Below are 13512 nucleotides of genomic sequence, written 5' to 3' on the forward strand. Positions count from 1 at the left end.
TACTGAAGCGTGTCACCCTCACGCGGGATCTTCGATCCCCCGACCCTCTCCCACACGGGAGAGGGGAGACGTGCTCCATCTTTCAAGCCGCCCCACGCGGCTGTCGACCAGGGCAACCCTCCCATGCCGATGGACAAGTACGATCCCTACGACTTCGCCAACCGCCGCCATATCGGCCCGTCGGTGGAGGAGATCGCCCGCATGCTGGAGGTGGTCGGTGCCGAGAGCCTCGACGCCCTAATCGACGAGACCCTGCCGGCCGGCATCCGCCAGAAGGAAGCGACCGAGTTCGGCGCCGCCCTGTCGGAGCGCCGGGCGATCGAGCGGCTGCGGGCCACCGCCAACAAGAACACGCTGCTGACCTCGCTGATCGGCCAGGGCTATCACGGCACCACGATGCCGCCGGCGATCCAGCGCAACATCTTCGAGAACCCGGCCTGGTACACGGCCTATTCGCCCTACCAGCCCGAGATCAGCCAGGGCCGGCTCGAGGCGCTCCTCAACTTCCAGACCTGCGTCGGCGACCTGACCGGGCTCGACATCGCCAACGCCTCGCTCCTCGACGAGGCGACGGCCGCCGCCGAGGCGATGGGCATGGCGCGCCGGATCGCCACCGCCAAACCCGATACCTTCTTCGTCGACGCCCAGTGCCTGCCGCAGACCATCGCGGTGCTGAAGACCCGGGCCGAGCCGTTCGGCTGGCGGATCGTCGTCGGCGATCCCCTCACCGACCTCGATCCCGCGGCCGTGTTCGGCGCGATCTTTCAATATCCAGGCGTCGAGGGCGCGGCCCACGACTTCACCGACGTGATCGTGCGCCTGCACAAGGCAGGCGCCATCGCCGTGGTGGCGGCCGATCCGCTGGCGCTCACCCTCCTCAAGCCGCCGGGCGAGATGGGGGCCGACATCGCAATCGGCTCGATGCAGCGCTTCGGCGTGCCGATGGGCTATGGCGGGCCGCACGCCGCCTACATGGCGACGCGGGACGCCCACAAGCGGGCTTTGCCCGGGCGCATCGTCGGAGTCTCGGTCGATTCCCGCGGCAACCGCGCCTACCGGCTCTCGCTCCAGACCCGCGAGCAGCATATCCGGCGCGAGAAGGCGACCTCGAACATCTGCACCAGCCAGGTGCTGCTGGCGGTCATCGCCTCGATGTACGCGGTGTTCCACGGGCCGCGCGGGCTCAAGGCGATCGCGATGCGCATCCACCGCGACGCGACCCGGCTCGCCGCGGGCCTGAACCAACTCGGCTTCGAGACCCATCCGCAAGCGTTCTTCGACACCATCACCGTGACGGTCGGGCCGTTCCAGGGCGTGATCCTGAAGAACGCCGTCGCCAACGGGATCAACCTGCGCAAAGTCGGCTCCGACCGGATCGGCATCACGGTCGACGAGCGCACGAGGCCCGACATCATCGAGGCGGTGTGGCGGGCCTTCGGCGGGGACAGCCTCGCTTACGACGAATCCTGGCCCGCGCCGCGCCTGCCGGAGGATCTGGCGCGCACCTCCGAGTACCTGACCCACCCGATCTTCCACATGAACCGGGCCGAGAGCGAGATGACGCGCTACATGCGCCGCCTCGCCGACCGCGACCTCGCCCTCGACCGGGCGATGATCCCGCTCGGGTCCTGCACGATGAAGCTCAACGCCACCGCCGAGATGCTGCCGGTCTCGTGGCCGGAATTTTCGGAGTTGCACCCCTTCGTGCCGAAGGACCAGGCCGAGGGCTATGCCGAGATGATCGCCGATCTCTCGCAAAAACTCGCCGACATCACCGGCTACGCGGCGATCTCGATGCAGCCGAATTCCGGTGCGCAGGGCGAGTATGCCGGCCTGCTGGCGATCCGCGCCTACCACCTGTCGCGCGGGGAGGGGCACCGGACGATCTGCCTGATCCCGTCCTCGGCCCACGGCACCAACCCGGCCTCGGCGCAGATGTGCGGCATGACTGTCGTGGTGGTCGGGGCCGACCGCGACGGCAACGTCGACCTGGCCGATTTCCGCGCCAAGGCCGAAAAGCACGGCAACAACCTTGCGGCGTGCATGATCACCTACCCGTCCACCCACGGGGTGTTCGAGGAGGCGGTGCGGGAGATCTGCGACATCACCCACGCCCATGGCGGCCAGGTCTATCTCGACGGCGCCAACCTGAATGCCCTCGTCGGCCTCGCCCGGCCCGGCGACATCGGGGCCGATGTCAGCCACATCAACCTGCACAAGACCTTCTGCATCCCGCATGGCGGCGGCGGGCCCGGCATGGGGCCGATCGGCGTCAAGGCGCACCTGATCCCGTTCCTGCCCGGCCACGTCGAGACCGACGGGCGCGAATTCTCGGTCTCGGCCGCTCCTTACGGCTCGGCGGCGATCCTGCCGATCTCCTGGAGCTACTGCCTGCTGATGGGCGGGCGGGGCCTCACGCAAGCCACCCGCATCGCGATCCTCAACGCCAACTACATCGCCAAGCGCTTGGCCGGCGCCTACGAGGTCCTGTACACCGGCACGCATGGGCGCGTGGCGCATGAATGCATCGTCGATGTCCGTCCGCTGATGAAGAGCGCCGGCGTCAGCGTCGAGGACATCGCCAAGCGCCTGATCGATTGCGGCTTCCACCCGCCGACGATGAGCTGGCCGGTGGCCGGCACCCTGATGATCGAGCCGACCGAATCCGAGACCAAGGGCGAGATCGACCGCTTCTGCGACGCCATGCTGGCGATCCGCGACGAGATCCGGGCGATCGAGGAGGGCCGGATGGACCGGGCCGACAACCCGCTCAAGAACGCCCCCCACACGGTGGAGGACCTGATCGGCCCCTGGGAACGGCCCTATTCCCGCGAGGCGGCGTGCTTCCCGGCCGGCGCCTTCCGGGTCGACAAGTATTGGCCGCCGGTCAACCGGGTCGACAATGCCTATGGCGACAGGAACCTCGTGTGTGCGTGCCCGCCGGTGGAGAGCTACATGAAGGCGGCGGAGTAGGACCGGCATTTCTCGGGCGCCCGATCACCTCGAGATCGGGCGCTGCTGCATCAGGTTCATCCGGGAGATTGTTTGGCCGAGCCTGACGACATGAAACCCGACCTGTCATTCCGGGGCCGCGCAGCGGAGCCCGGAATCCAGAACCGCGGAGGGTTCAGGATCGAGCGGAGAGCCTCCCGCCTCTTTCTGGACCACCTGAGCGTCTGGATTCCGGGCTCCGCTGCGCGGCCCCGGAATGACGGGGAGAATGTGACATCTACGGAGGCTCATGAGTGATGGCCCTCTTCGTCAAGGGTCCGAAGGTCGACACGCTCGCCCAAGAGCCGGCGTCCCTCGAGCGCGCCACCGGGACCGAGACGGTGCGACAAGCCCCAGGCGGCGCGCTCGAATGCGAGACGGACGATCTCGTCACCCGGTCGATCGAGTTTGCGGGCAGGCTGCGAGAGCAGGCCGGCCCGAACCCACAGCCTATCGATCAAGCCTTCCTCGATGGCCTCTACGAAGATCCGTGACTAGCGTTCGACGGCAGGGGCCTCACCCCACCTCCCCCACATAATCCCGCCAGATCGCCTTCTCGCCCATGCCCGCCGTGAAGGCCGCATGCGCCGCCAGCTCGGCCTCGGTGAGCCGGCTGCGGATCGGGCGGGGGCCGTGCGCGACGGGGGCGGCGCGCAAGCTCGGACCGGCCGGGCCGGCATTCCCCTCGACGGTCAGGCCGAGCGTCGTCTGCTTGCCGCCCAGCAGCTCGATATAGACCTCGGCGAGGATCTGCGAATCGAGGAGCGCGCCGTGCTTGGTGCGGCGGGAATTGTCGATGCCGTAGCGCGAGCAGAGTGCGTCGAGGTTGTTGGCCGCGCCCGGATGCTTGCGGCGGGCGAGCGCCAGGGTGTCGACGACGCTCGCGAGCTCGATCGGCGGCGGTGCCTTGTCGCCCAGCCGCGCGTACTCGGCGTTGAGGAAGCCGACATCGAAGGCGGCGTTGTGGATCACCAGCGTCGCGTCGCCGCAGAATTCCAGGAAGTCGGGCAGGATCTGCGCGAAGAGCGGCTTGTCGGCGAGGAACGCATCCGAGAGGCCGTGGACCCGGAACGCGCCCTCCGAGACCGCCCGCTGCGGGTTGATGTAGCGGTGGAACTCGCGGCCCGACGGGATGTGGTTGAGGAGCTCGATGCAGCCGATCTCGATCAGCCGGTCGGTCTTGGCCTCGGTGCCGGTGGTCTCGGTGTCGAGGACGATCTCGCGCAGCATCGTGCGGTTCCCCTGTGATCTGATGTCGAGCGGTGTAGCGAGGAAGCGTTAACCGGCCCGCCTCGCCGCGACGGCGGCGATCACCGCGTCCACCTGCGCCTCGGCGTGAGGGAACCCGCGATCGGTCTCGATCAGGTAATCGGCGCGGCGGCGCTTCTCGGCGTCGGGCAATTGCTTGGCGAGGATCTGCGCGAAGGCTGCCTCGGTCATGCCCGGCCGGGACAGCACCCGGGTGCGCTGCACCGCGGCCGGGGCGGTGACCACCGCGACGGCGTCGCAATGGCGCTCGCCGCCGGTCTCGAACAGCAGCGGCACGTCGAGGACGACGAGCGGCGCCGCGGCATGGGCGGCGAGAAACGCGTCCCGGGCCGCACCGACCAGGGGATGGACCAGGGATTCGAGGTGGCGCAGGCGCTCGGAATGGCCGAGCACCGCGTCGCGCAACGCCGCGCGATCGACCGCGCCATCGGGGCTGAGCGTGCCGGGGAAAGCCGCGCCGATGGCGGCGGCGGCGGCCCCGCCCGGCCCGTAGAGGGCGTGAACGCAGGCATCGGCATCATGCACCGGCACGCCGCGCGCCCGGAACATCGCCGCGGTGGCGCTCTTGCCCATGCCGATCGAGCCGGTGAGGCCGAGGATGAAGGGCCGGCTCACCCGTGGCTCCCGAGATCGGCGACGATGCGGGCGCGCAGGGCGGGCGTCACCGACGGCGTATGGCCGAACCAGTGGCCAAACCCCGGCACCGCCTGGTGCAGCAGCATGCCGAGCCCGTCGACGGCCGGCAGCCCGCGGGCCCGGGCGGCGGCAAGCAGCGGGGTCTCCAGCGGCACGTAGACGATGTCGGCCACCGCGGCGCGCGCCGGTAGCGGCGCGAGGTCGAGGGAGAGCGGATCCTGGCCGGCCATGCCGAGGGCCGTGGTGTTGATCAGGAGCCCGGTCTCCGGCAGATGCGCCGGCACCGCGTCCCAGGGAGCGGCGGTGATCCGGGCGGGATCGAGGGCGGTCAGGCTCTCGGCCCGCTCGGCGCTGCGGTTGGCGACGACCAGACGGTCGAGGCCGCGTTCGAGGAGGCCGACCAGGATCGCCCGGGCCGCCCCGCCGGCACCGAGCACCAGGGCGGCACGCCCCTCCGCAACCCCCGTCGCCTCCGGCCAGCCGGCCCCGAGACTGGCATCGAGATGGGCGAGGAAGCCCGGCGCATCGGTGTTGTCGCCGTGGAGGCGCCCGTCCTCGAACCACAGGGTGTTGACGGCGCCGATCCGCTCCGCCCGGAGCGTCAGCCGGTCGACGAGGCGGAACGCCGCCTCCTTGTGCGGGATCGTCACGTTGCCGCCGACGAAGCCCGCCCCGCGCAGGGACCGGACGAAATCCGGAAAGGCGTCGGGATGGACGTCGACGCGCTCGTAAGTCCCGGGCAGGCCGTGCTCGGCGAGCCAGTGGCCGTGGATCAGCGGCGAGCGGGAATGGGCGATCGGGTGGCCCACCACGAAGGCTCTGGGGTGCGGGGTCGTCATCGCGACATCAGTCTCAGGCGGTTCGAGTGCTTTTCGAAATCGGTCCAATCCTCAACCTCATCCCGAGGTGCTGGGCGATCGTAGATCGCGCAGCCTCGAAGGAGGGCTCCAAGGATTGCGGAGGCTTCTGGAGTCCTCCTTCGAGGTCAGTCCATCTTCGATGAACTGACACCTCAGGATGAGGTGACGGGTGGGACGAAGGGTACAGGTGCCATGCCGCTGCCTTGCCTCGGACTGACTCAGAACGCCAGCAAACCCCGCTCCCGCAACCGGGCGAGCAGCGGCGGCAGCGGCAGGCCCAGGATGGTCGAATGGTCGCCCTCGATACGGTCGAACAGGTGGATGCCGACGCCTTCGAGCTGGTAGGCGCCGACGCTGCCGGTGACGGCGGATCCGGCGGCGTCGAGATAGGCGTCGATCCCCGTCGCATCGAGGGGCCGCATCGTCAGCCGCGCCGTCGCGACGAACACCTCGGCCACCGCGCCGTCGACCGCCAAGGCCACGGCGGAATGGAGCGCGTGGGTGCGCCCCTGCAGCCGGGCGAGATGGGTGGCGGCCCCCGCCCGGTCGGCGGGCTTGTGGAAGACCGTGCCGTCGAGGTCGAGCACCTGGTCGGCGCCGATCACCACCCGGTCGGGTGCCTGGTCCGCGACCGTGGCGGCCTTGGCGGCCGCCAGCCGCTCGGCGAGATCGGCGGGGGAGAGACCGGCGGCCTGCGCCTCGACGGCGCGCTCGTCGACGCCCGGCGCATGGGTCTCGACGGTAAGAGCGGCCGATTCGAGCAGCGCGCGCCGGGTCGGGCTCGTCGAGGCGAGGAGGAGCGGCGCGGACCCGCGCCAGAGCGAGGAAGGGTGCGGCATCGGACGATCAGTCGGCGATGAACTTCAGACGGTGCTCGCGGTAATAGTCGAGGATCGCCGCGGCGGTCTCCTCGATCGAGCGCCGGGTGACGTCGATCACCGGCCAGCGGTTGCGGGCGAAGAGCCGGCGCGAGGAGGCGATCTCGTTCGCCACCGCGTCGCGGTCGACGTAGGAGGAGGAATCGTCGGCCTTGAGGCTGAGCAGGCGGTTCTGGCGGATCTGGACGATCCGCTCCGGCGAGGCGATCAGCCCGACGATGAGGGGCTGGCGCAGGGTCTCCAGCACCGGCGGCGGCGGCACGCCGGGGATGAGCGGGATGTTGGTGGTCTTGAGGCCCCGGTTGGCGAGGTAGATCGCCGTCGGCGTCTTCGAGGTGCGGCTCACCCCGAGCAGGATCACGTCGGCCTCGTTGAGGTCGTGCGGCAGGTTGCCGTCGTCGTGCGCGAGCGTGAAGTTCATCGCGTCGATGCGCTTGAAGTACTCCGCGTTCAGCATGTGCTGCGCGCCGGGCCGCGCCGTGGAGTGGGTGCCGAGATAGGATTGCAGCAGCTGGTGCACGGGCTCCAGCACCGAGAGCAGCGGCGAGCCGGTGGCCCGGCAGGCCTCCTCCAGCCGCTCGGTCAGCTCGCGCCCGACCAGGGTGTAGAGCACGATGCCGGGGGCCTGCTCGATCTCGTTGATCACCCGTTCGAGCTGGGTACCGGAGCGCACGAGGGGATAGACGTGCTCGATCGCCGAGACCCCCTCGTACTGCGCCGCCGCGGCGCGGCCGACATTGATCAGGGTCTCGCCGGTGGAATCCGACACGAGGTGGAGGTGGAAGTAGCTGCGGACCACGCGGGCTCCCCGGGCTCGCCGCGGGCGCGGCAGACACCAAGACTCCGAGGCTCGGTGCGTCGTCCACCGATCGGCCGCGCGGAGTCGATGAATGTGGATAATGCGCCGACGAAGCGAGGTCCAGGCGGGGGGCCTGTGGGTTAACGGCCTCGCGCCTCAACAGGCCGGGCGTTAACACTCGTGGCGGACCGCCCGTGGGAGAATCCGGGACGCGGGACCGTCGAAGCGAGACCGACGGGGCGCAAGCCCCTCGTGACTCTCGTCATCCTTCGACAATGGAGCAAATCTGTTAAAGCCCTCTTAACGCACCGGCGGTGGGGACGGGCTGTGGACGGGGCTGGAGCCCCGCGATGCCTGCCCCCAATAGAAAAAACAGATTCCTAGAATCTCTCTTTTCTTTTCAGAGGCCTGGGTGGGGATGGGCATCGCGGCGGGTCGCGACCAAGCGTCGGGCTGGCGCGGAGAGCCGGTTCTCGGCATAGGGAGAGCCGAGCCGTCGACGTGGCGGAATCGGGTTTTCGGGGGGACGGAGAATGAGCGCGACCGCGGGAGCCGGACGGGGAGCCGCTGAACGGCCGATCCTGCGGGTGCTGAACGGCGAGGCGCTCTCGCCCCCGCCGGCCTGGATGATGCGCCAGGCCGGGCGCTACCTGCCGGAATACCGGGCGGTGCGGGCCGAGGCCGGCTCGTTCCTCGACCTCTGCTACAACCCCGACTTCGCCACCGAGGTCACCCTGCAGCCGATCCGCCGCTTCGGCTTCGAGGCGTCGATCCTGTTCTCCGACATCCTGGTGGTGCCCCACGCGCTCGGCCAGGACGTGCGCTTCGTGGAAGGGGAGGGCCCCCGCCTCGACCCGATGGCCGGCCGGGCGGAGTTCGACGCGCTGATCGAGGCGGGCGATCCGCGGATCATGCGCCACCTCGCGCCCGTCTTCGAGACCGTGGGCCGCCTGCGGGCGGAGCTGCCGGCCGAGACGACGCTGCTCGGCTTCTGCGGCGCGCCCTGGACGGTGGCGAGCTACATGATCGGCGGGCGCGGCACGCCGGACCTCGCGCCGGCTCGGTCGCTCGCGGCCCGCGACCCGGCCCTCCTCGACGCCCTGATCGACCGGCTGGTCGCGGTCTCGACCGAGTACCTCGTGCGCCAGTTCGAGGCCGGCGCCGACGCGGTGCAGATCTTCGAGAGCCATGCCGGCGCCCTGCCGGACGTGCCCGCGGGCGAGACCGGCGACGCGCTCGCCCGCTGGAGCCTCGGGCCGATCGCCCGGATGGTGTCGGGCATCCGCGCCCGGGTGCCGGGCGCCCGGATCATCGTCTTCGCCCGCGGCTCCGGGCTCGACGGCCATGCCCGCGTCGCCGCGGAGACCGGCGCCGATGCGGTCGGGGTCGACTGGGCGGTGGACCTGAAGGCCCTGCGCGCCCGCCTGCCGGCTTCCGTCGTCACGCAGGGCAACCTCCACCCCGAGACCCTGATCGCCGGCGGCGCGGCGCTCGACGCCGCCGTGGACGCGATCCTGGAGGCGACCGCCGGTACCCCCCACATCTTCAACCTCGGCCACGGCATCACCCCGCAGACACCGATACCCCATGTCGAGCGGATGCTGGCGCGGTTGCGGGGGTGAGGGGTCCACCGCCAGAACCCTCCCCCCTCTGCGGGGGAGGGTGGCCTGCGGAGCAGGCGCAGCGGGACGCAGTCCCGCCGAGAGGGGCAGCGCGACGCTGATCCAGAGGGCGCCCTTCACTGCGGGCGCGACCTTTCCGGGAGCGTGGTTCCCCTCTCCCGACCCCTGCTGACGCAGGGGCCACCCTCCCCCGCAGAGGGGGGAGGGTTATGGCGCGGTGCCCACATCCCTCGATCCAAGATTTCAGTTCAGTCTCAATCCCCCGAGAGGAACCACCCCACCGTGTATCTCTGGATCAAGGCCGCCCACATCGTCTCGCTCATCGCCTGGATGGCGGCGATGCTCTACCTGCCGCGGCTGTTCGTCTATCACGCCGCGCTACCGGCCGGTTCGCCGACGGCCGAGACCTTCAAGGTGATGGAGCGGCGCCTCGCCAAGGCGATCATGCTGCCGGGGATGATCGCGACCTGGATCTTCGGCATCGCCCTCGCGGTGATGAGCGGCGCCTATACGCAGGGCTGGCTGCACGCCAAGTTCGCCCTGGTGCTGATCATGAGCGGCATCCACGGCTGGCTGTCGCGGATGGTCAAGGACTTCGCCGCCGACCGGAACGCCCGCAGCCCGAAATTCTACCGGGTGCTCAACGAGGTACCGACGCTGCTGATGATCCTCATCGTGATCCTGGTGGTGGTGAAGCCGTTCTGAGGGAGCCCGTGATGGCCGGCATCGAGACGCAGACCCTCTCCTTCACCCTGGCCGGGCGCGCCCTGACCCTACCGATGGACCGGATCGGCGAGGGATCACCGGCCCTGCTGCTGCCGGCCCTGTCCTCGATCGCGACCCGCGAGGAGATGCGGCCCCTGGCGACGCGGCTCGCCGCCCGCCACGCCTGCCTGGTGCCGGACTGGCCCGGCTTCGGCGCGCAACCGCGCGCCCGGGTGCCCCTCGCCCCCGACACCCTGCACGCTTTTCTGGATGCGCTTCTTGCGCAAGCCCCCGGCCCCTACGCCCTCGGGGTCGCGGCCGGCCACGCCGCCGGCTACCTCGTCGCCGCGGCGGCCCGGCATCCGGGTGCCTTCGCCCGGCTGGTTCTGGTGGCGCCGACCTGGCGCGGCCCGCTGCCGACCGCGATGGGCGAGGAGCGCCGGCCGCTCTTCGGGCGCCTGCGCCGCGCCGTCGAGGCGCCGGTCGTCGGCAACCTGCTCTATCGCCTCAACGTCAGCACGCCGATCGTGGCGCGGATGATGCAGGCCCACGTCTATGCCGACCGGGCCCGGGTCACCCCGGCGCTGCTGGCCGAGAAGCGGCGGGTGACGCACCAGCCCCGGGCCCGCTTCGGCACCGCGGCCTTCGTCACCGGCGGCCTCGATCCGGTGCGGACGCGCGAGGAGTTCTTCGCCCTGTTCGGTCCCGGCCTGCCGCCGGTGACGATGCTGCATCCGAAGGGCGCCCCGCGCCGCTCGGGTGCCGAGATGGCGGCGCTCGCCGAGGCCGGCCTCGTGCGCAGCGTCGCGATTCCCGGGGCCCTCGCCGCCCACGAGGAATGCCCCGAGGCGGTCGCCGCCGCGATCCTGTCCGGGACCTGAGGCCGTGCGGGCGCCGCTCGCCCTCGGCCTGGCGCTCCTTGCCGGTGTCGCCGCGGCCGAGCCGGCGCCCGCCCCCTACCTGGCGGCCGGCGCCCTCGACGCCGCCGCGATCCTGCCCCCACCGCCGACACCCGGCAGCGCCGCGCAGGGCGCCGATGCGGCGGCCTACGCGGCGACCCGGGCGCTCGCCGGGTCGCCGCGCTGGGGCCTCGCCGTGTCCGATGTCCCCTCGGGGGTGACCCGCCTCCTCGACGGGTTCGCCTGCGCGGCCGGCCGCCGCCTCGACCCCGCCCGGCTGCCGGCGCTCGCCGCCCTCCTCGCCCGCACCCGCCGCGACGTGGTGGCGGTGGTGCGCGACGCGAAGACTCGCTTCGCCCGCCCGCGGCCGCATCTCGGCAACGATGCGGCCCTGTGCGTCCCGCGCAGCGAGGCCCTCGACCGCAGCTTCTCCTATCCGTCGGGCCACGCCACCGAGGGCTGGACCTTCGCCCTCGTCCTCGCCGCGCTGATGCCGGAGCGCAGCACCCCGATCCTGCGCCGCGGCCGGAGCTACGGCGAGAGCCGGATCGTCTGCGGGGTGCACTGGGCGAGCGACGTCGAGGCCGGACGGCTCGCCGGCAGCGCCCTGTTCGCGGTCCTCGTCGGCGATGCGGCGTTCCGGGCCGACCTCGAGCGGGCCCGGAGCGAACTCGCCGCCGTGCCTCCAGATGCGGGGCCGTCTGCCTGCGCGCGCAACGAGTAGGGATCGCGCATGGCCGGGGATTCGTCCCTTGCCCAACCCTTCCTGGATGCGATTGCAGACGCTGTGTTCTCGTCGAAAGAGGTCAGGCGGTGGCTGATGGCGGGAACTCCTGCCGCCTCGGATCATGAACGTGCCGAGATTTCGATCGATGAGCAGAGAGCGTTGCGGTGATGCAGTAAACCCACAATGCAGCCATTCCGGGCGAATGATCGTTGCGGCCGCGACAGCCGGTGCCAATGCCGTATTCCCGGAAGAAAGGCACGCGAGTGAGAGCCTGTTTGATCGAATCACCCTGTCGATCTAGAGCGCTTCACGATCGCGTTGCAATCGCGAAGATCTCTAATTATTTGTTTTGCTGCATTTTATTCGACGAACCGGCATCCACTTCGTCGGAAAATGCTCTAGCGCCGACATCGCCGCTTCACTGCGTCATCCTGGGGCCGCGGAGCGGAACCCGGGATCCATAACCGCCGACGGTGGAGGATCAGGCGATCAGCGTTCCGTCTCTTCCTGCTTCGTCGGCGGTTATGGATCCCGGGTTCCCGGCTTAGCCGGGCCCCAGGATGACATCGAGGGTGTCATCGCTGTCGAATCCCATGGATCACCCAGGATTGAAGCGGCTCTTCTCTGCGACAGCACAGTCCTCGAACGAAAACGGCGCCCGACCGCATCACGATCGGGCGCCGCCGTCACAGGCTCGGATGACCGCCCTCACGCCGCGTTGCGCTTCGCCTTCTTCGCCCGCCGGCCGAGGATGTTCAGTACCTCGACGCCGGCCGAGAAGGCCATGGCGGTGTAGACGTAGCCCTTCGGCACGTGGGCCCCGAAGCCCTCCGCGATCAGCGTCATGCCGATCATGATGAGGAAGCCCAGGGCCAGCATCACCACCGTCGGGTTGGCGGCGATGAAGCGCGACAGGGGGTCGGCGGCGACGAGCATCACGGTTACCGCGGCCAGCACCGCGATCACCATGATCGGCACGTGCTCGGTCATCCCGACCGCCGTGATGATGCTGTCGATCGAGAACACCAGGTCGAGGATCAGGATCTGGCCGATCGCCGCGGCGTAGCCGAGCGAGGCGCCCCCGCCGGTCTTCTCCGCCGGGTCGGGATCGAGGCTGTGGTGGATCTCCTTGGTGGCCTTCCAGAGCAGAAAGAGGCCGCCGGCGATCAGGATGATGTCGCGCCAGGACAGCCCCTTGCCGAAGATCTCGAAGACCGGCTGGGTCAGGTGGACGATGTAAGCCACGGTCCCGAGCAGCGCGAGGCGCAGGATGAGCGCGAGCCCGATGCCGATGCGCCGGGCCCGCGATTGCTGCTCCACCGGCAGCTTGTTGGTGATGATCGAGATGAAGATCAGGTTGTCGATGCCGAGCACGACCTCCATGACGACGAGGGTCGCGAGAGCGGCCCAGGCCGTCGGGTCGGCGGCGAGCTGAACGAGGGAATCCACGGCGGAGCCCTCCTTACGGGAAGATCGAGGGGCGGCCCGCCGGCGCCGAGGGCGGCGGGGCGTGGACCTGGACGGCCTTCTGAAGCACCCGCACATGGGCGGGGGTGTAGGTCGTCAGTTCGCCGTCGGTGTTGACCGGTCGCGGCTTCTTGGTGCGCAGGATCACCTCGGTGGTCTGGAAGGCGCGCACGTCGGCGGCCTTGCCCTGCGTGCCCCGGCGCAGGGCCGGCAGCAGGGCGAGCAGCCGCCACCAATGGGCGACCTCCAGGCTGTAGAAGTTGAGTAGCCCGTCATCGACGGTGGCGTTCTCCTCCACCGTCATGCCGCCGCCGTAATGGCGGCCGTTGCCGACCGAGACCTGGATGGTCTTCACGGTCTCCACCGTGCCGTCATGCTCGATATAGACCGTGAACGGCCGCGCCCGGCGCAGCAGCCGGAACGCCGCGACCGCGTAGCCGACCGTGCCGAGACGGCGCTTGAGGTCGGCCGTCAGCTCGCCGGCGAGATCGGCCGAGAAGCCGATGCTGGCGACGTTGAAGAAGTAATGGCCGTTGACGCAGCCGAGATCGATCGGCCGGGCCGGCACGCTGGCGATCACCTCCGCCGCCTCGAGCGGATCGGCGGGCAGGCCGAGGCTGCGGGCGAGGTCGTTGGCGGTGCCGAGCGGCAGGATGCCG

The 13512-nt window shown here is 70.3% G+C and carries 13 protein-coding genes; 6 read left to right on the top strand and 7 right to left on the bottom strand.

Going from position 1 to position 13512, the window contains the following annotated elements; translation table 11 throughout:
• Positions 1 to 123: 123 nt before the first annotated feature.
• Both gcvP and QR78_RS00435 read left to right on the top strand, forming a co-directional pair.
• Complete coding sequence (gene gcvP / locus QR78_RS00430; RefSeq protein WP_048425506.1) at positions 124 to 2973, top strand: aminomethyl-transferring glycine dehydrogenase; 2850 nt, start codon at positions 124 to 126, stop codon at positions 2971 to 2973.
• Positions 2974 to 3248: 275 nt separating this feature from the next.
• Complete coding sequence (locus QR78_RS00435) at positions 3249 to 3485, top strand: type II toxin-antitoxin system VapB family antitoxin (protein ID WP_048425507.1); 237 nt, start codon at positions 3249 to 3251, stop codon at positions 3483 to 3485.
• Between the two features lie 22 nt (positions 3486 to 3507).
• On the opposite strand, the gene dnaQ is transcribed toward QR78_RS00435, so the two are convergent.
• From dnaQ to QR78_RS00460, 5 genes are all read right to left on the bottom strand, one after another.
• The gene (gene dnaQ / locus QR78_RS00440; RefSeq protein ID WP_048425508.1) at positions 3508 to 4221 is read right to left on the bottom strand and encodes a DNA polymerase III subunit epsilon; all 714 of its coding nucleotides are present in this window, start codon (positions 4219 to 4221) and stop codon (positions 3508 to 3510) included.
• A 48-nt stretch (positions 4222 to 4269) separates the two neighbouring features.
• Positions 4270 to 4875, bottom strand: a complete 606-nt coding sequence (gene coaE, locus QR78_RS00445; RefSeq protein ID WP_048425509.1) for a dephospho-CoA kinase — start codon at positions 4873 to 4875, stop codon at positions 4270 to 4272.
• A complete protein-coding gene (locus QR78_RS00450) occupies positions 4872 to 5735 on the bottom strand; it encodes a shikimate dehydrogenase (protein WP_048425510.1) in 864 nt (287 codons plus the stop codon). The genes coaE and QR78_RS00450 overlap by 4 nt, the downstream gene beginning before the upstream one ends.
• A 239-nt stretch (positions 5736 to 5974) precedes the next feature.
• Positions 5975 to 6595, bottom strand: a complete 621-nt coding sequence (locus QR78_RS00455; protein WP_048425511.1) for a Maf family nucleotide pyrophosphatase — start codon at positions 6593 to 6595, stop codon at positions 5975 to 5977.
• A 7-nt stretch (positions 6596 to 6602) separates the two neighbouring features.
• Positions 6603 to 7433, bottom strand: coding sequence for a pyruvate, water dikinase regulatory protein (locus QR78_RS00460; protein WP_048425512.1), 831 nt, complete (start codon positions 7431 to 7433; stop codon positions 6603 to 6605).
• A 533-nt stretch (positions 7434 to 7966) separates the two neighbouring features.
• Here QR78_RS00460 and hemE point away from each other — a divergent pair.
• The 4 genes from hemE (at position 7967) to QR78_RS00480 (ending at position 11383) form a co-directional block, all read left to right on the top strand.
• Complete coding sequence (gene hemE, locus QR78_RS00465; RefSeq protein WP_048425513.1) at positions 7967 to 9055, top strand: uroporphyrinogen decarboxylase; 1089 nt, start codon at positions 7967 to 7969, stop codon at positions 9053 to 9055.
• A 282-nt stretch (positions 9056 to 9337) separates the two neighbouring features.
• Positions 9338 to 9760, top strand: a complete 423-nt coding sequence (gene hemJ, locus QR78_RS00470) for a protoporphyrinogen oxidase HemJ (RefSeq protein WP_082171820.1) — start codon at positions 9338 to 9340, stop codon at positions 9758 to 9760.
• Between the two features lie 20 nt (positions 9761 to 9780).
• Complete coding sequence (locus QR78_RS00475; RefSeq protein ID WP_048425519.1) at positions 9781 to 10641, top strand: alpha/beta fold hydrolase; 861 nt, start codon at positions 9781 to 9783, stop codon at positions 10639 to 10641.
• A 4-nt stretch (positions 10642 to 10645) separates the two neighbouring features.
• Positions 10646 to 11383: an acid phosphatase gene (locus QR78_RS00480; protein WP_048425514.1), complete on the top strand. Its 738-nt coding sequence runs from the start codon at positions 10646 to 10648 to the stop codon at positions 11381 to 11383.
• Between the two features lie 711 nt (positions 11384 to 12094).
• Here QR78_RS00480 and QR78_RS00485 read toward each other — a convergent pair.
• Positions 12095 to 12835 (bottom strand): TerC family protein, encoded by a 741-nt coding sequence (locus tag QR78_RS00485; protein ID WP_048425515.1) that lies wholly within the window; start codon positions 12833 to 12835, stop codon positions 12095 to 12097.
• Positions 12836 to 12848: 13 nt separating this feature from the next.
• Positions 12849 to 13512: lipid kinase (locus QR78_RS00490; RefSeq protein WP_048425516.1), on the bottom strand; the 664-nt coding region annotated here is incomplete at its 5' end.

Origin of the sequence: Methylobacterium indicum, assembly GCF_001043895.1 — a bacterium.
Taxonomy (GTDB): Bacteria; Pseudomonadota; Alphaproteobacteria; order Rhizobiales; family Beijerinckiaceae; genus Methylobacterium; species Methylobacterium indicum.

Bases quoted from the DNA above. Each gene is read 5' to 3' on its own strand.
- gcvP (WP_048425506.1), top strand. From the start codon at position 124: ATGCCGATGGACAAGTACGATCCCTACGACTTCGCCAACCGCCGCCAT.
- QR78_RS00435 (WP_048425507.1), top strand. From the start codon at position 3,249: ATGGCCCTCTTCGTCAAGGGTCCGAAGGTCGACACGCTCGCCCAAGAG.
- dnaQ (WP_048425508.1), bottom strand. From the start codon at position 4,221: ATGCTGCGCGAGATCGTCCTCGACACCGAGACCACCGGCACCGAGGCC.
- QR78_RS00450 (WP_048425510.1), bottom strand. From the start codon at position 5,735: ATGACGACCCCGCACCCCAGAGCCTTCGTGGTGGGCCACCCGATCGCC.
- QR78_RS00455 (WP_048425511.1), bottom strand. From the start codon at position 6,595: ATGCCGCACCCTTCCTCGCTCTGGCGCGGGTCCGCGCCGCTCCTCCTC.
- hemE (WP_048425513.1), top strand. From the start codon at position 7,967: ATGAGCGCGACCGCGGGAGCCGGACGGGGAGCCGCTGAACGGCCGATC.